This is a genomic window from Pseudomonas sp. dw_358, assembly GCF_018449655.1.
GTDB lineage: Bacteria > Pseudomonadota > Gammaproteobacteria > Pseudomonadales > Pseudomonadaceae > Aquipseudomonas.
In genome coordinates, this window is record NZ_JAAVUX010000001.1 from 718,364 (window position 1) to 735,248 (window position 16,885).

Annotated in this window: 15 protein-coding genes; 9 read left to right on the forward strand and 6 right to left on the reverse strand. The window is 60.5% G+C overall.

All coding sequences use genetic code 11. The features are described 5' to 3' along the window. Nucleotides 1-86 precede the first annotated feature (86 nt). Together typA and thiI are read right to left on the reverse strand one after the other, a co-directional pair. A complete protein-coding gene (typA, locus tag HB675_RS03275) occupies nt 87-1,907 on the reverse strand; it encodes a translational GTPase TypA (RefSeq protein WP_213875649.1) in 1,821 nt (606 codons plus the stop codon). Nucleotides 1,908-2,049: 142 nt separating this feature from the next. Further along, nucleotides 2,050-3,504: a tRNA uracil 4-sulfurtransferase ThiI gene (gene thiI / locus HB675_RS03280; protein WP_213875650.1), complete on the reverse strand. Its 1,455-nt coding sequence runs from the start codon at nt 3,502-3,504 to the stop codon at nt 2,050-2,052. 340 nt (nt 3,505-3,844) lie between these two features. On the opposite strand from thiI, the gene glnA reads away from it, so the two are divergent. From glnA to ntrC, 5 genes are all read left to right on the forward strand, one after another. After that, nucleotides 3,845-5,251, forward strand: coding sequence for a glutamate--ammonia ligase (gene glnA, locus HB675_RS03285; protein ID WP_213875651.1), 1,407 nt, complete (start codon nt 3,845-3,847; stop codon nt 5,249-5,251). Between the two features lie 168 nt (nt 5,252-5,419). Continuing rightward, nucleotides 5,420-5,980, forward strand: a complete 561-nt coding sequence (locus HB675_RS03290) for a DUF4124 domain-containing protein (protein WP_213875652.1) — start codon at nt 5,420-5,422, stop codon at nt 5,978-5,980. Further along, nucleotides 5,977-6,585, forward strand: coding sequence for a DUF4124 domain-containing protein (locus HB675_RS03295; protein ID WP_345945744.1), 609 nt, complete (start codon nt 5,977-5,979; stop codon nt 6,583-6,585). The genes HB675_RS03290 and HB675_RS03295 overlap by 4 nt, the downstream gene beginning before the upstream one ends. A gap of 254 nt (nt 6,586-6,839) precedes the next feature. Continuing rightward, complete coding sequence (gene glnL, locus HB675_RS03300) at nt 6,840-7,925, forward strand: nitrogen regulation protein NR(II) (protein ID WP_213875653.1); 1,086 nt, start codon at nt 6,840-6,842, stop codon at nt 7,923-7,925. Next, complete coding sequence (ntrC, locus tag HB675_RS03305) at nt 7,922-9,358, forward strand: nitrogen regulation protein NR(I) (protein WP_213875654.1); 1,437 nt, start codon at nt 7,922-7,924, stop codon at nt 9,356-9,358. Before glnL ends, ntrC begins: the two co-directional genes overlap by 4 nt. Before the next feature lie 671 nt (nt 9,359-10,029). Here the strand turns inward: ntrC and HB675_RS03310 are convergent. Then, nucleotides 10,030-10,470 carry a hypothetical protein gene (locus HB675_RS03310; protein WP_213875655.1) on the reverse strand — a complete coding sequence of 147 codons (441 nt, stop codon included), beginning with the start codon at nt 10,468-10,470 and terminating at the stop codon, nt 10,030-10,032. On the opposite strand from HB675_RS03310, the gene HB675_RS03315 reads away from it, so the two are divergent. Then, nucleotides 10,469-10,924 carry a tRNA (cytidine(34)-2'-O)-methyltransferase gene (locus HB675_RS03315; RefSeq protein WP_213875656.1) on the forward strand — a complete coding sequence of 152 codons (456 nt, stop codon included), beginning with the start codon at nt 10,469-10,471 and terminating at the stop codon, nt 10,922-10,924. The genes HB675_RS03310 and HB675_RS03315 overlap by 2 nt on opposite strands. 106 nt (nt 10,925-11,030) lie before the next feature. Here the strand turns inward: HB675_RS03315 and secB are convergent, their stop codons facing one another. Genes secB through HB675_RS03330 form a run of 3 tightly spaced genes read right to left on the reverse strand, consistent with a single transcriptional unit; the run spans nt 11,031 to nt 12,215 of the window. Further along, nucleotides 11,031-11,510 (reverse strand): protein-export chaperone SecB, encoded by a 480-nt coding sequence (secB, locus tag HB675_RS03320; protein WP_213875657.1) that lies wholly within the window; start codon nt 11,508-11,510, stop codon nt 11,031-11,033. A 35-nt stretch (nt 11,511-11,545) separates the two neighbouring features. Beyond that, nucleotides 11,546-11,800, reverse strand: a complete 255-nt coding sequence (grxC, locus tag HB675_RS03325; protein ID WP_213875658.1) for a glutaredoxin 3 — start codon at nt 11,798-11,800, stop codon at nt 11,546-11,548. A gap of 1 nt (nt 11,801) precedes the next feature. Then, on the reverse strand, nt 11,802-12,215 hold the full coding sequence (locus HB675_RS03330) for a rhodanese-like domain-containing protein (protein ID WP_213875659.1): 414 nt from the start codon (nt 12,213-12,215) through the stop codon (nt 11,802-11,804). A 229-nt stretch (nt 12,216-12,444) separates the two neighbouring features. On the opposite strand from HB675_RS03330, the gene gpmI reads away from it, so the two are divergent. From gpmI to HB675_RS03345, 3 genes are all read left to right on the forward strand, one after another. Beyond that, entirely contained in the window at nt 12,445-13,980 is a 1,536-nt protein-coding gene (gene gpmI / locus HB675_RS03335) for a 2,3-bisphosphoglycerate-independent phosphoglycerate mutase (RefSeq protein WP_213875660.1), read from the forward strand. A gap of 121 nt (nt 13,981-14,101) precedes the next feature. After that, nucleotides 14,102-15,415: a murein hydrolase activator EnvC gene (locus HB675_RS03340; RefSeq protein ID WP_213875661.1), complete on the forward strand. Its 1,314-nt coding sequence runs from the start codon at nt 14,102-14,104 to the stop codon at nt 15,413-15,415. Nucleotides 15,416-15,511: 96 nt separating this feature from the next. Next, the gene (locus HB675_RS03345) at nt 15,512-16,885 is read left to right on the forward strand and encodes a S41 family peptidase (protein WP_213875662.1); all 1,374 of its coding nucleotides are present in this window, start codon (nt 15,512-15,514) and stop codon (nt 16,883-16,885) included.

Here is a 16,885-nt window from a genome sequence, read left to right on the forward strand (position 1 = left end):
GTGCATATTTCATCAAATGCCAAGACACAAAAAAGCCCCCGAGCCTTGCGGCGCGGGGGCTTTTTCATTCAGCTAGAACCTGATGATCAGTTCTTGGCTTTCTTGGCAGCGCGGGTACGCTCGCTTTCGTCCAGGATCTTCTTGCGAAGACGGATGGATTTGGGAGTGACTTCGCACAGCTCGTCGTCCTGGATGAATTCCAGAGCCTGTTCCAGGGTGAAACGAACCGGCGGAACCAGAGCGATGGTTTCGTCTTTGCCCGAAGCACGCATGTTATCGAGCTTCTTGCCCTTGGTAGGGTTGATGCCCAGGTCGTTGTCACGGCTGTTCAAGCCCACGATCTGACCGTTGTAGATTTCCTGACCGTGTTCGACGAACAGCTTGCCGCGCGCCTGCAGGGTTTCCAGGGAGTAGGTCAGCGCCTTGCCGGTTTCAACCGAAACCAGAACGCCGTTCTGACGGCCCGATACGTCGCCCGACTTCATGGTGTCGTAGCGGTCGAAGATCGAGGTCAGGATGCCTGCACCGGAGGTCAGGGTCAGGAACTCGTTACGGAAGCCGATCAGACCGCGCGCAGGAATGTTGTATTCCAGGCGAACGCGACCCTTGCCATCCGGAACCATGTTGGTCAGATCGCCTTTGCGCAGACCCATTTGCTCCATGATGGCGCCTTGGGATTCTTCTGGCAGGTCGATGGTGACGTTTTCAAAGGGTTCCTGCTTCACGCCGTCAACCACACGGATGATCACTTCAGGACGACCAACGCCCATCTCGAAGCCTTCGCGACGCATGGTTTCGATCAGTACCGAGAGGTGCAGCTCGCCACGGCCGGAGACCTTGAACTTGTCAGCCGAGTCGCCTTCTTCAACGCGCAGTGCCACGTTGTACAACAGCTCTTTGTCCAGACGTTCCTTGATGTTACGGGAAGTCACGAACTTGCCTTCTTTACCGCAGAATGGCGAATCGTTGACCTGGAAGGTCATGGATACGGTCGGCTCGTCAACGGTCAACGGCACCATGGCTTCCACGTTCAGCGGGTCGCACAGGGTGTCGGAGATGAACAGCGAGTCCATGCCGCTGATGCAGACGATGTCGCCGGCAGCCGCTTCTTCAACGTCGATGCGGTGCAGACCGTGGTGACCCATCAATTTCAGGATACGGCCGTTACGGCGCTTGCCGTCGGCGCCGATCGCCACAACCGGGGTGTTCGGCTTGACGCGACCACGGGCGATACGGCCAACGCCGATGACGCCCAGGAAGCTGTTGTAGTCCAGTGCCGAGATCTGCATCTGGAAAGCGCCGTCACGGTCGACCTTGGGGGCCGGTACGTTGTCGACGATCGACTGGTACAGCGGGGTCATGTCTTCAGCCATGTCGGTGTGTTCCAGACCGGCAATGCCGTTCAGGGCCGAGGCGTAGACGACTTTGAAGTCCAGCTGTTCTTCGGTGGCACCGAGGTTGTCGAACAGGTCGAAGATCTGGTCCAGAACCCAGTCCGGACGCGCGCCTGGACGGTCGACCTTGTTGATCACCACGATCGGACGCAGGCCGGCTTCGAAAGCCTTCTTGGTCACGAAACGGGTTTGCGGCATAGGGCCGTCCTGGGCATCGACCAGCAGCAGCACGGAGTCGACCATCGACATCACGCGCTCTACTTCACCGCCGAAGTCGGCGTGGCCCGGGGTATCCACGATGTTGATGTGGTAGCCGTTCCAGTTGATGGCGGTGTTCTTGGCCAGAATGGTAATGCCGCGCTCTTTTTCCTGGTCGTTGGAGTCCATCACGCGCTCGTCGTTGAGCTCGTTGCGCTCCAGGGTGCCGGATTGACGCAGCAGCTTGTCGACCAGGGTAGTTTTGCCATGGTCAACGTGAGCAATGATGGCGATGTTGCGTAGATTTTCGATCACTTGTGTATCTCGATCAGAGGATTCGGTGTGCTGACAGGTTGTGGCAGCGATTATCAATTAAGGCCGGCAGTGCCGTACGACAGGGTCGACGGCAGCGTCGGGGGGCCGGTGACGCAGGCCACAGGCAAACAGCCCCGGGCTCTTAGCTCGGTCTATAAACGCGCACATTGGCATACCCCTCACTGAGCAAATGATGGGCATGCAGGCGACTCATCACGCCTTTGTCGCAATACAACAGGTACTGGCGAGTCTCATCCAGTTCCTTGAAACGGCTGTTCAGGGCATAAAAAGGCAGTGCCTTGACTTCAATGCCTTCGAGCTCGAGCGGCTCGTCTTCCTGCGCATGGGGATGACGGATATCGACAACCACCTGGCCGGCCAGCACCTGGGCGACTTCCTCGATTTCGATATCGCGACCCAGCTCGTTGATCACTTCGTCGATCGACACCAGCCGGGCGTTCGTCAGGGCGCGCTCCAGCACGGCCATGTCGAACTGCTGCTCTTCGTACTTCACCCGCGGCAACTTGGCGTTGGTCGTGGGGTTGACCGAGATCACGCCACAGTATTCGGGCATGTGCCGGGCGAAATCGGCCGTGCCGATTTCCGTGGCCTGGTCGATGATGTCCTGCTTGTGACTGGCCAGCAGCGGGCGCAGTACAAGCTTCTCGGTGGCAGAATCGATCACCGAAAGGTTCGGCAGGGTCTGGCTGGACACTTGGGAAATCGCTTCACCGGTGACCAGCGCGTCGATCTGCAGGCGGTCGGCCATAACGGTTGCCGCGCGCAACATCATACGCTTGAGTATGACGCCCATGTGACTGTTGTCGACTTTACCCAGGATTTCTCCGACGACTTCCTCGAACGGCACGCTGATAAACAGCACGCGCTGGGAGCTGCCGTACTTCTTCCAGAGGTAGTGCGCAACCTCCATGACGCCCAGTTCATGGGCCCGGCCACCGAGGTTGAAGAAACAGAAGTGGGTCATGAGGCCGCGCCGCATCATCTGATAGGCGGCAACCGTGGAGTCGAAGCCGCCGGACATCAGTACCAGGGTCTGCTCCAGCGCGCCGAGCGGGTAGCCGCCCATGCCGGGGTGCTGACTGTGGATGATGAAGAGGCGCTGGTCGCGAATTTCCATGCGCACTTCGACCTGCGGCTGCTTGAGGTCGATACCGGCCGCCCCGCAGCGCTGGCGCAGCTGACTGCCGACATGACGCTCGACATCCATCGAACTGAAGGTATGACGCCCGGCCCGCTTGCAGCGCACCGCGAACATCTTGCCACTCAGTTGTGCGCCGAAGTGCTCTTCGCAACGGGCGAGGATGTCATCCATCTCCCCCAGCGGGTATTCGTCCACTTGCAAAAAATGGGTAATGCCGGGAATGCAGCCGAGGCGCTCGGTGATTTCACGGAGCACCTTGGCATCGTCAACGCGGGTCTGAACCTCGAGATTGTCCCACACACCGTTCACCACCAGCTGCGGATCCAGATCGCGGACAACCGTGCGGATGTTGCGGGCGAGCTGCTTGATAAAGCGCTTGCGCACCGGCGGGCTCTTGATGGTGATCTCTGGAAAGACTTTTACGATAAGTTTCATACAATTAGGTCAGAAAACCGCGCGCGTGGTGCCAGCTGAAAAAGTGGGGGGCGGATTATAGCGGAAATTGCTCAAGGTTTAACCAATTATTGTAAGCCGGGTTTGTGCAGCACCAAAACAGGGCGGACCTGAAAATACGCGCATCAAAACAGTGCCGGCAAAAATCAAAAACGACCCTGCAAGGCCCTGAAAGCGACTGTTTCAGGCAAAAAACCCATCTCGGGGCACTGGCATGCAAATTGCTCCCTTGTGAGGCAGGTTGCCTTGGACGACTATCGCGCCCGGCATCACTCATTACGGGGCTCTCCATAACAAGGCCCCCATCCACCCGGAGGACACTATGTCGAAGTCGGTTCAACTCATCAAAGATCATGACGTAAAGTGGATTGATCTGCGCTTCACTGACACCAAAGGCAAGCAGCAGCACGTCACCATGCCAGCGCGCGACGCACTGGACGACGATTTCTTTGAAGTCGGCAAGATGTTCGACGGCTCCTCCATTGCTGGCTGGAAAGGCATTGAAGCCTCCGACATGATCCTGCTGCCGGACGACGAGACCGCTGTACTGGACCCGTTCACCGAAGAGCCCACCCTGATCCTGGTCTGCGACGTCATCGAACCGTCGACCATGCAAGGCTATGACCGCGACCCGCGCGCCATCGCTCACCGCGCCGAAGAATATCTGAAGAGCACTGGCATCGGTGACACCGTTTTCGTCGGCCCAGAGCCAGAATTCTTCATTTTCGACGAAGTCAAGTTCAAGTCCGACATTTCCGGCTCCATGTTCAAGATCTACTCCGAACAAGCGGCCTGGATGACCGACGGCGACGTCGACGGCGGCAACAAAGGCCACCGCCCAGGCATTAAAGGCGGCTACTTCCCGCTGCCACCGGTTGACCACGACCACGAAATCCGTACTGCCATGTGCAACGCACTGGAAGAAATGGGCCAATTCGTCGAAGTTCACCACCACGAAGTGGCCACCGCTGGCCAGAACGAAATCGGTGTGCGTTTCAACACCCTGGTCAAGAAAGCCGACGAAGTTCAGACCCTGAAGTACTGCGTACACAACGTTGCCGATGCTTATGGCCGTACCGCTACCTTCATGCCCAAGCCTCTGTATGGCGATAACGGTTCGGGTATGCACGTTCACATGTCCATCTCCAAAGATGGCAAGAACACCTTCGCTGGCGAAGGCTATGCCGGTCTGTCCGATACCGCTCTTTACTTCATCGGCGGCATCATCAAGCACGGCAAGGCACTGAACGGCTTCACCAACCCGGCCACCAACTCCTACAAGCGTCTGGTCCCAGGTTTCGAAGCGCCAGTGATGCTGGCCTACTCGGCTCGCAACCGTTCCGCCTCGATCCGTATTCCTTACGTCTCCAGCCCTAAAGGCCGTCGTATCGAAGCACGCTTCCCGGATCCGGCTGCCAACCCGTACCTGGCTTTCGCAGCGCTGCTGATGGCTGGCCTGGACGGCATTCAGAACAAGATCCACCCTGGCGATGCGGCCGACAAAAACTTGTACGACCTGCCGCCTGAAGAGGCTGCAGAGATCCCACAAGTGTGCGGCAGCCTGAAAGAAGCCCTGGAAGAGCTGGACAAAGGTCGTGCGTTTCTGACCAAAGGCGGCGTTTTCAGTGACGACTTCATCGATGCCTACATCGAGCTGAAAAGCGAAGAAGAAATCAAGGTACGTACCTTCGTACACCCTCTGGAATACGACCTGTACTACAGCGTCTGATCCCGCTTGATTGAAAGAAGGCCTCCCTCGGGAGGTCTTTTTTTTGGGCGCTCGATACAGCCTCGCAACAGGTTGCGCGAGCCTGGGCGGGCGATGTGTTCTATGCTGTGCAAGTCGGTCGCCACCCCTGCAGGTGCCTCCATTTCACACGATCCAGGTAAGCCGTCCATGCGCCCACTGCTGCTCTTATTCGCCTTGTCTTTTGCTTTGCCGGCATCGGCGCAGATCTATAAATACATCGATGCCGACGGCCACACGGCCTTCAGCAGCCAGCCGCCAAACGGTACCAAGGCCGAACCGATCGACCTGCAACCCCTGCCCAACGTGCAGACGCCGCCCAGCGATGGCGCCGCACCCACCCCAAGCGCCCCGGCAGCGGCAGGCAAGAACCCCGTCAGCGGCCCCAGCACACCTGTCGCGCCTGGCACCAAGGCGCTGCCCTACCAGCGCCTGGCGCTGACCGACCTGCCTACCGCTGAAGCCCTGCGCGCCAACAACGGCTCGTTTACCGTGGGCGTCGATGTGTCGCCGGCCTTGAGCGGCACTCGTCTGGTCCGCCTGGTGCTGGACGGCGAGATCTACGGCAACCCGACCAACCAGGTCAAGGGCCTGCAGTTGACCAACCTCGATCGTGGTGACCACTCGCTGGCGGTGCAGGTGGTCGACGGCGATCAGATCATCCAGCAAAGCGGCGATGTCGACTTCACGGTACAGCGAGTTCATCAGTGAGGGCAGCCGAACGGTTTGTGCTGTGCCTGCTTTGCCTGATGCCGTTTCATTGCACCCTGGCCGCCACGGTCTACACCTACAAGGACGCCGACGGCAACACCGTATTCACCGATCAGGCGCGACCGGGGGCCAGGCGCATCGACGTGACGCCGACCAACAGTGTGGAATCCACGCCCAAACCCGTGCACCGCGTTGCCCCATCGGCGCCCCCGCCGCCCGTGCAACAGCAATATCAGATGCTGCGGATTCTCACGCCACTGCCTGATACCAGCGTGCAGCAGGAAGATGGCGCGATGATCGTGACCTTGGCCAGCGACCCAGCCTTGTACCCTGGCAACTATTACCGCGTGCTCATCGATGACAACCCGGCGGGCGACCCCAGCCCCAGCCCCGTGTTCCCGCTGCAGAACATAGACCGTGGCGCCCACCAGCTTTCTGCGGAGATCATCGACGACCGCGGCCACGTCATCGAGCGCACCCCCAACCAGCCGTTCTTCATGCAGCGCATCTCGCTGTCGCAGAAGCGTCGCGTCCACCCCTGCCAGACCGCCGACTATGGTGTGCGCCCGGAATGTCCGCTGTCGGCCAAGCCGGCCGACGATTGACTGGTCAAGCGCCCCTGTTTGGTGCATAAACGCGTGGCGGTCGCGCCATGCTTGCCCATCTTCACCCGCATTTGCCCATCGCAGGGCAAAGCCGCTCGGGAAATGGGCCGTCATTGCGCCTCGCCGGACAATTCGCGCTTCTTTTCGGAGCTTTGGTTTAGTTTTTGCAGTTTAAGTGCATCAGCGAATTATCGACGCGCGCGACTCGGACCTTACCGAGGCTGCAATGTGCCAAAAGAGGTCAACGACATCTAATGACCATCAGTGATGCACTGCACCGACTGTTACTCGACAACCTGACCACTGCCACCATTTTGCTCAACTCCGAACTGCGGCTTGAGTACATGAACCCCGCAGCGGAGATGCTGCTGGCCATCAGTGGCCAGCGCAGCCATGGCCAGTTCATCAGCGAGTTGTTCACCGAGTCGGTCGAAGCCCTCAACTCCCTGCGCCAGGCCGTGGAACAAGCGCACCCGTTCACCAAGCGCGAAGCCATGCTCACCGCCCTCACCGGCCAGACCCTCACCGTCGATTACGCGGTCACCCCGATCCTCAGCCACGGTGAAACCCTGTTGTTGCTGGAGGTTCACCCACGCGATCGACTGCTGCGCATCACCAAGGAAGAAGCGCAACTGTCCAAGCAGGAAACCACCAAGATGCTGGTGCGCGGCCTGGCCCACGAGATCAAGAACCCGCTGGGCGGCATCCGTGGCGCAGCACAACTGCTTGCCCGCGAACTGCCCGAAGAAAGCCTCAAGGACTACACCAACGTCATCATCGAAGAAGCCGACCGCCTGCGTAACCTGGTAGACCGGATGCTCGGCTCCAACAAGCTGCCGTCCCTGGCAATGACCAACATCCATGAAGTGCTGGAACGGGTGTGCAGCCTGGTCGAGGCGGAAAGCCAAGGCTGCATCACTTTGGTGCGCGACTACGACCCAAGCATCCCGGACGTGTTGATCGACCGGGAACAAATGATTCAGGCCGTGCTCAACATTGTGCGTAATGCCATGCAGGCCATCAGTGGCCAGAACGAACTGCGGCTGGGCCGCATCAGCCTGCGCACCCGAGCGATGCGCCAGTTCACCATCGGCCACACGCGGCACCGGCTGGTCAGCAAAATCGAAATCATCGACAACGGGCCGGGTATTCCGGCCGAACTGCAGGAAACCATTTTTTACCCCATGGTCAGCGGGCGCCCGGATGGCACCGGCCTTGGCCTGGCAATCACCCAGAACATAATCAGTCAGCACCAGGGGCTGATCGAGTGTGAAAGCCATCCTGGCCACACCACATTCTCGATCTTCCTGCCGCTGGAACAAGGAGCCGCTTCGTCATGAGTCGTAGTGAAACTGTCTGGATCGTCGATGACGACCGTTCCATCCGTTGGGTGCTGGAGAAGGCCCTGCAACAGGAAGGCATGACCACGCAAAGTTTCGACAGCGCCGACGGGGTCATGAGCCGCCTTGCCCGCCAGCAGCCTGACGTGATTATTTCCGATATCCGCATGCCGGGCGCCAGCGGCCTGGATCTGCTGGCACGCATTCGCGAACAGCATCCTCGTCTGCCGGTCATCATCATGACCGCGCATTCGGACCTGGACAGCGCCGTGGCGTCGTATCAGGGCGGTGCATTCGAATACCTGCCAAAGCCGTTCGACGTCGACGAAGCAGTGTCCCTGGTCAAGCGCGCCAACCAGCACGCCCAGGAACAGCAGGGCCTGCACGAAGTGCCGGCGTTGACCCGCACCCCGGAAATCATCGGCGAAGCGCCGGCGATGCAGGAAGTGTTTCGCGCCATCGGCCGTCTCAGCCACTCCAACATCACCGTATTGATCAACGGCGAGTCGGGTACCGGTAAAGAACTGGTGGCCCATGCGCTGCACCGCCACAGCCCACGGGCGGCTTCGCCGTTCATTGCGCTGAACATGGCGGCGATCCCCAAGGATTTGATGGAGTCCGAACTGTTCGGCCACGAAAAGGGCGCGTTCACCGGTGCAGCCAACCTGCGCCGCGGGCGTTTCGAGCAGGCCGATGGTGGCACCTTGTTCCTCGATGAAATCGGTGACATGCCGGCGGATACCCAGACCCGTCTGTTGCGGGTGTTGGCCGATGGCGAGTTCTACCGCGTAGGCGGGCATACCCCGGTGAAGGTTGATGTACGAATCATCGCCGCGACCCACCAGAACCTCGAAACCCTGGTGCATGCCGGCAAATTCCGTGAAGACTTGTTCCACCGTCTCAACGTGATCCGTATCCATATCCCGCGCATGTCCGACCGCCGCGAGGACATCCCGACCCTCGCCCGGCATTTTCTCAGCCGCGCGGCCCAGGAGCTGGCCGTCGAGCCCAAGCTGCTGAAAAGCGAAACCGAGGAATACCTGAAGAACCTGCCGTGGCCCGGCAACGTGCGCCAGCTGGAAAATACCTGCCGCTGGATCACCGTCATGGCCTCGGGCCGTGAGGTGCACATCAGTGACCTTCCGCCGGAGCTACTGAGCCTGCCGCAGGACTCGGCCCCGGTCACCAACTGGGAACAGGCTCTGCGCCAATGGGCGGATCAGGCCTTGGCGCGTGGCCAGTCCAGCTTGCTGGACAGCGCCGTGCCGAGCTTCGAACGGATCATGATCGAGACTGCCCTCAAGCACACCGCAGGCCGTCGCCGTGATGCTGCGGTGCTGCTGGGCTGGGGCCGCAACACCTTGACGCGCAAGATCAAGGAGCTGGGGATGAAGATCGACGGCGGGGACGAGGACGACAGCGACGACGCTTGATTTCCTGCACCGTTTAAAAAAGCCCGCGACCTGGTCGCGGGCTTTTTTATGGGCCGCTGAACTTATAAAACCGAGCTTGCTCGGGAAGCAGGCGACGCACTCTTCCTGAGCAAGCTCGGTCCTAAAGGTTCAGCCAAAGGCTCACGCAAACTCACCAAAGAGTTCAAAAAATCTCCGCTTTTGTGCACTGAACCGATTCGATGCACCGCCGCAAGGCGTGCAGCCTGGGCGCAGCGCGAACCAAAAACCCTCGATTGAAAATTCTTCATACGCTCCGAGCCCCGCAGATCAAGGCCTGCAGAGCATTGAGACATTAAAACTGAAAACTGGCACGACCCCTGCAATAAGTAAATTACGAGTGAGTGATCACTCCCCAGTTTTGGGGACCTTGGTACAGGCAGGCCGGGGATTCCCTCTTTTACACCGGGACGCGTGGCAACCATCGCCACACACTCCCGCCCTTTTGGGGACCTTGGTACAGGCAGGCCGGGGATTCCCTTCTTTACAACAGGACGTGTGGCAACCATCGCCACACACTCCTGCCCTTTTGGGGACCTTGGTACAGGCAGGCCGGGGATTCCCTTCTTTACACCGGGACGTGTGGCATCCATCGCCACCCACTCCCACCCTTTTTGGGGACCTTGGTACAGGCAGGCCGGGGATTCCCTCTTTTATTGCTCACGGAGAAGGATCTCCAGACGCCAGCGGCCATCTTCCTTCGCTCCACTCCACTCCCCATGCAATGGCCGCGCCGCCACCAGGTTCAAGAACAACCCTCGATCGCTGTGAGCCACTTCCCAGTTGGCAAACTTGCCGTTGACCAGCAATTGACCCTTCTGCGCTGTACCCTGGGCTGCAAAAACCATGGCCACGGCACCGTCCACGTGCTCGCCGTGCAGCTGGGTCTCATGGTTGAACCACAGCACCAGCCTGTCGGGCTGGGCCTGCACTTCTTCAAGCTCGGCCGGCGTGGGCGCGGTGAGGCGGCCAATCATCATGCCGACCATCAAGGCGAATAGCGCGATGGAGCCCAATACACGGGGCCAGAGTTGCGAACGTTCCTTCGGATCGGGAGTAGAATGCTTGCCGCCCTTAAGTTCGGAGCCGTGCATGTTTCACGTCATCCTTTTTCAACCAGAAATACCACCTAATACCGGCAACATTATCAGGCTGTGCGCCAACAGCGGGTGCCATTTGCACCTGATCGAGCCAATCGGCTTCGAGCTGGACGACAAACGCCTGCGCCGCGCCGGCCTCGACTACCATGAGTACGCCACCCTGCAACGCCATACCGACCTCGCCAGCTGCCTGGAAAGCCTCGGCCAGCCGCGCCTGTTCGCCTTCACCACCAAGGGCTCGCGGCCGTTTCACGACGCCAGCTTCGAGAAAGGCGATGCCTTCCTCTTCGGCCCTGAAAGCCGCGGTCTGCCCGCCGAAGTGCTGGATGCGCTGGACGGTGACCACAAGCTGCGCCTGCCCATGCGCGAAGGCTGCCGGAGCCTGAACCTGTCCAATACCGTGGCGGTGGCGGTGTATGAAGGGTGGCGGCAGTTGGGGTTTGCCTGAAGGCAGGCAGCATCCATCCTGCAGGACCGACCGGTTCGGCAATGTCAGCAGCGGCTCGACAAACAAAAAACGCCCCGTAGGGCGTTTTTTTCGAGCGACCAGACCGTTACTGGACGGTCGGAGCCTCGCCCGCTTCCTGCATGCGCTGCAGCTCTTGCGCATACAGGGCATCGAAGTTCACAGGGGCCAGCATCAGGGCCGGGAACGAGCCACGGGTCACCAGGCTGTCCAGGGCTTCGCGGGCGTACGGGAACAGGATGTTCGGGCAGAACGCGCCGAGGGTGTGGCTCATGGCCCCCTCGTCGAGGTTCTTGATCAGGAAGATACCGGCCTGCTGCACTTCGGCAATGAAGGCCACTTCTTCACCGTTCTTGACGGTTACGGACAAGGTCAGCACGACTTCGAAGAAGTCCGATTCCAGCGGCTTCTGGCGGGTGTTCAGGTCCAGGGCAACGCTGGGCTCCCATTGCTGACGGAAGATCGCCGGGCTTTTCGGCGCCTCGAACGAGACGTCGCGCACGTAGATACGCTGCAGGGAGAATTGCGGTTCGTTATCGGTGGCGCCGTTTGCGACTTGCTCGGTCATTGCAGATCCTTGATGACGGGACGTAGAAATAGGGTTCAGGCCTTGAGTAGCGCGTCGAGCTTGCCGGCGCGCTCCAGGGCAAACAAATCATCGCAGCCGCCGACATGGGTCTCGCCGATCCAGATCTGCGGCACTGAAGTACGGCCTGCCTTGCTGGACATTTCGGCGCGCAGCTGCGGCTTGCCGTCGACGCGAATCTCTTCGAAGGCGACGTTCTTGCTCTCCAACAGCGACTTGGCGCGTATGCAGTAAGGGCACCAATCGCTGGAATACACGACGACGTGGGACATGTCACTTTACCAATGGCAGGTTGTCAGAGCGCCAGGTGGAAACACCGCCTGACAATTTAGCGGCATTGAAGCCGGCCTTGATCAGCGCAGCGCACGTAGTCCCCGAATGCTGGCCGATACTGTCGACGATGATCAGCGTCTTGGCCTTGTGCTTTTCCAGCTCGCCCATGCGCTCGGCGACTTTTTCCTGGGGGATGTTCAGTGCACCGACGATGTGCCCGCTGGAATAGTCTTTCTTGGCCCGGATATCGATCACCACGCCCTGGTCTGCATTGACCAGTGCGGTCAGCTCGCGGGTGCTCAGGCTGCGGCCGCCCTTGCCCATTTCCAGGACCAGCAACAGAACCAGCAACACGGCGAAAACACCGACGAGCAGATAGTGATTTGTGGCAAATTCGATGAAGTGAGCAAGCATCAGCGGGTTCCAGAGCTTAAAAATGTGGGCCAGTATACACAGCCGCCAAGGGCCGCCAAAGCCCGTCGGGCAGTCGTCATGATGGAACTGTGCCCCAGTTGCTAATGTCTGTGCAGTGAAATCCGTTTTCCGGGCCCTGGCCTTCCTTCCAGACGCAAAGTCGGTTGCTTGCAACCGGTGCCAATGCCCTAAAATGCACCTCTACCTTGAACAACAACGAGTGGGATCCATGACTACCACGCCTAAACCTTTGGTACTGATTATCCTGGACGGTTTCGGCCACAGCGATAGCCATGAATACAACGCCGTCTACTCGGCGAAGATGCCGGTGTTCGACCGCCTGCTGGCCAACCAGCCCAACGGGCTGATTTCCGGCTCCGGCATGGACGTCGGCCTGCCGGACGGGCAGATGGGCAACTCCGAGGTCGGCCACATGAACCTCGGTGCCGGGCGCGTGGTGTATCAGGATTTCACTCGCGTCACCAAGTCCATCCGCGACGGCGACTTTTTCAGCAACCCGACCCTCTGCGCCGCCGTCGACAAGGCGGTCAGCGCCGGCAAGGCCGTGCATATCATGGGTCTGCTGTCCGACGGTGGCGTGCACAGCCACCAGGACCACCTGGTGGCCATGGCTGAACTGGCCGCCAAACAAGGCGCAGAGAAGATTTACCTGCACGCCTTCCTCGATGGCCGCGACACGCCACCGCGCAGCGCCAAGGCTTCCCTCGAACTGATGGACGCTACCTTCGCCCGCCTGGGCAAGGGCCGCACCGCCAGCCTGATCGGCCGCTATTTCGCCATGGACCGCGATAACCGCTGGGACCGCGTGGCCGCCGCCTACAACCTGATCGTCGATGGCGAGGCCTTGTTTCATAGCGCCAGCGCCGTGGAAGGCCTCGACGCGGCCTACGCACGGGACGAGAACGACGAATTCGTCAAAGCCACCGCCATCGGCGAATCGGTCAAGGTCGAAGACGGCGACGCCGTGGTGTTCATGAACTTCCGCGCCGACCGCGCCCGGGAAATCACCCGGCCCTTCGTCGAAGACGGCTTCAAGGAATTCGAACGCAAGCGCCAACCCAAGCTGGCCGGCTACGTCGGCCTGACTCAGTATTCGGCCAACATTCCGGCACCCGCCGCATTTGCCGCCGGCAGTCTGCACAACGTGCTGGGCGAATACCTGGCCAACAACGGCAAGACTCAGCTGCGTATCGCCGAAACCGAAAAATACGCCCACGTGACCTTCTTCTTCTCCGGCGGCCGCGAAGAACCGTTCAAAGGCGAAGAACGCATTCTGATCCCGTCGCCCAAGGTCGCCACCTATGACCTGCAGCCGGAAATGAGCGCGCCGGAAGTCACCGACAAGATCGTCGATGCCATCGAGCACCAGCGTTTCGACGTGATCGTGGTCAACTACGCCAACGGCGACATGGTCGGCCACAGCGGCATCTTCGATGCGGCGGTCAAGGCCGTCCAGTGCCTGGACCAATGCGTCGGCCGTATCGTCGAAGCCCTCGACAAGGTCGGCGGCGAAGCGCTGATCACCGCCGACCACGGCAACGTCGAGAAAATGGAAGACAAGGAAACCGGCCAGGCGCACACCGCTCACACCACCGAGCCAGTACCCTTCGTCTATGTCGGCAAACGCCCGCTCAAAGTCCGCGAGGGCGGCGTGCTGGCCGACGTGGCGCCCACCATGCTGTACCTGCTGGGCATGGAGAAGCCGCAAGAGATGACCGGCCACTCGATCCTCGTCGAGGGCTGATCACCGGTTTTTCACCCGACGCCTTGCAGCCCAAGGGCTCCAAGGCGTTTTTTTTGCCACGCGTGGCGGGCATACTAGGGTCTCCCTAGGCTCGTACTTTCCTCTGGTGCACATCACCCTCATGCTTCGCGTCCTGATATTCCTGACCTCGTTCTGCCTGCTGAGCACGGCCTTTGCCGATGATCGAGCGCAAACCCAGCAACAGCTGGACGCTACGCGCAAGGACATCGCCGATCTGCAAAAGACCATGAGTCAGCTGCAAGAACAAAAATCCGGCGTGCAGAAAGATCTGCGCACAACAGAAACCGAAATGGGCAAGCTGGAGAAGCAGGTGGAGGCCCTGCAAAAAGAACTAAAAAAGACTGAAAGCGAGCTGGAGCGGCTCAATGGCGAAAAAACCAGGCTCCAGAGCGCTCGCGTCGAACAGCAGCGTCTGATTGCCATTCAGGCGCGTGCGGCCTACCAGAGTGGTCGCCAGGAATATCTGAAACTGCTGCTCAACCAGCAGAACCCGGAGAAGTTTGCGCGCACCCTCACTTATTACGATTACCTGAGCCAGGCGCGCCTGACGCAGTTGAAGAATTTCAATCAGACCCTGAGCCAGTTGGCCGAAGTCGAGCGCCAAAGCCAGTTGCAACAAGCCCAGCTGCTGGTGCAGCAAGGCAACCTCGACGACCAGCGCGCCCAGCTTGACCAGGTGCGCAAGGACCGTCAGGCCGCCCTGGCCAAGCTCAACGATCAATACAAGGAGCGCGACCAGAAGCTGCAGGCGCGCCAGCAAGACCAGGCTGACTTGGCCAAGGTCCTCAAGACCATCGAGGAAACCCTCGCCCGCCAGGCCCGCGAAGCCGAAGAGGCCCGTCAGAAAGCCCTGCTGGCCGAGCAGGAAGCGCAAAAGCAACGCGACCGCGACGCCCAGGCACGCGCCCAGGCCAAGGCCGACGCCAGCAAGCCTGATGACGACATGCCCGCGCCGAAACGTCCAAAATCGCCCCTTGGCGCGGTAGTTTCCAGCAGCGGCGAGACCTTCGGCGGTGCATTCTCCGAAGCCCGGGGAAAACTTCCATGGCCTGTCGATGGTCGATTGTTGGCGCGTTTCGGCGAAACCCGTGGTGACGACGAACGCACCAAGTGGGATGGCGTGATGATCGGCGCATCGGCCGGCAGCGCGGTACACGCCATCCATGGTGGACGCGTGGTATTTGCCGACTGGTTGCGCGGCGCCGGACTTCTGGTCATTCTCGACCATGGCAATGGCTACCTCAGTCTTTATGGACACAATCAGACGCTGCTCAAGAGCGCGGGGGATGTGGTCAAGGCCGGCGAAACCATTTCGACAGTCGGCACCAGCGGCGGGCAGGAAACCCCGGCGCTGTATTTCGCGATTCGTCAGCAAGGCAAACCCACCGACCCTGCTCAGTGGTGCCACGGCTGACACGCAAACCAGAACAATGGCGTCGTGATGACGCCGACATGCTCCGGCTCCAGGCTTGCGCACGGAACGGTAGAACACAGGATTAGGAGTTTGTTAATGCCGCATCTGTCACGCCTCACCTCGCTGGCCCTGACTATCGCCGTGATCATCGGCGCTCCACTGGCCTTTGCGGCCGACCCTGTCGCGCCCACCGCACCTGCGGCCAGCCCGGCTTCGCCTGGTGCGGTCGTCAATACCCCTGCGCCTGCCGCCGCGCCGGCCGACAAGGCGCCGCTGCCCTTGGAAGAGCTGCGCACCTTCGCCGAGGTGATGGACCGGATCAAGGCGGCCTACGTCGAGCCGGTAGACGACAAGACCCTGCTGGAAAATGCCATCAAGGGCATGCTCAGCAACCTCGACCCGCACTCGGCCTACCTGGGTCCTGAAGATTTCCAGGAGTTGCAGGAAAGCACCAGCGGCGAATTCGGCGGCCTGGGCATCGAAGTCGGGGTGGAAGATGGCACCATCAAAGTGGTCTCGCCCATCGACGACACGCCAGCCTCCAAGGCAGGCATCCAGGCCGGCGACCTGATCGTCAAGATCAACGGCCAGCCGACCCGAGGCCAGACCATGACCGAGGCCGTCGACCGCATGCGCGGCAAGATCGGCGAGAAGATCACCCTGACCCTGGTCCGCGATGGCGGTGCGCCGTTCGACGTGACCGTGGCTCGCGCCGTCATCCAGGTCAAGAGCGTGAAAGCCCAGCTGCTGGAAAACGGCTATGGCTACATTCGCATCACCCAGTTCCAGGTCAAGACCGGCGAGGAAGTTTCCAAGGCCTTGGCCAAGCTGCGCAAAGATAACGGCAAGAAGCTCAACGGCTTGATCCTCGACCTGCGCAACAACCCCGGTGGCGTGTTGCAGGCAGCGGTGGAAGTGGTGGACCACTTCATCAGCAGCGGCCTGATCGTGTACACCAAAGGGCGCATGGCCAACTCCGAGCTGCGCTTCTCCGCTACCGGGCACGACGAAAGCGAAAACGTGCCCTTGGTGGTGTTGATCAACGGCGGCAGCGCCTCGGCGTCGGAAATCGTCGCGGGCGCCTTGCAGGACCACAAGCGCGGCGTGCTGATGGGCACTGACAGCTTCGGCAAGGGTTCGGTGCAAACCGTGCTGCCGCTGAACGGCGACCGCGCGCTGAAAATCACGACTGCGCTGTACTACACGCCCAACGGCCGTTCCATTCAGGCCCAGGGCATCGTGCCGGACGTGGAAGTCCGCCAGGGCAAGCTGACATCGGACGTGGATTCGGACAACTTCAAGGAAGCCGACTTGCAGGGCCACCTGGGCAACGGCAACGGCGGCGCCGACCGTCCGACCGGCTCGGCGCCGGCAGCGGGCAGCAAAAAGGCGCGTCCTCAGGACGACGACTTCCAGTTGAGCCAGGCACTGTCCTTGCTCAAAGGCCTGAGCGTGACGCGCGGCAACTGA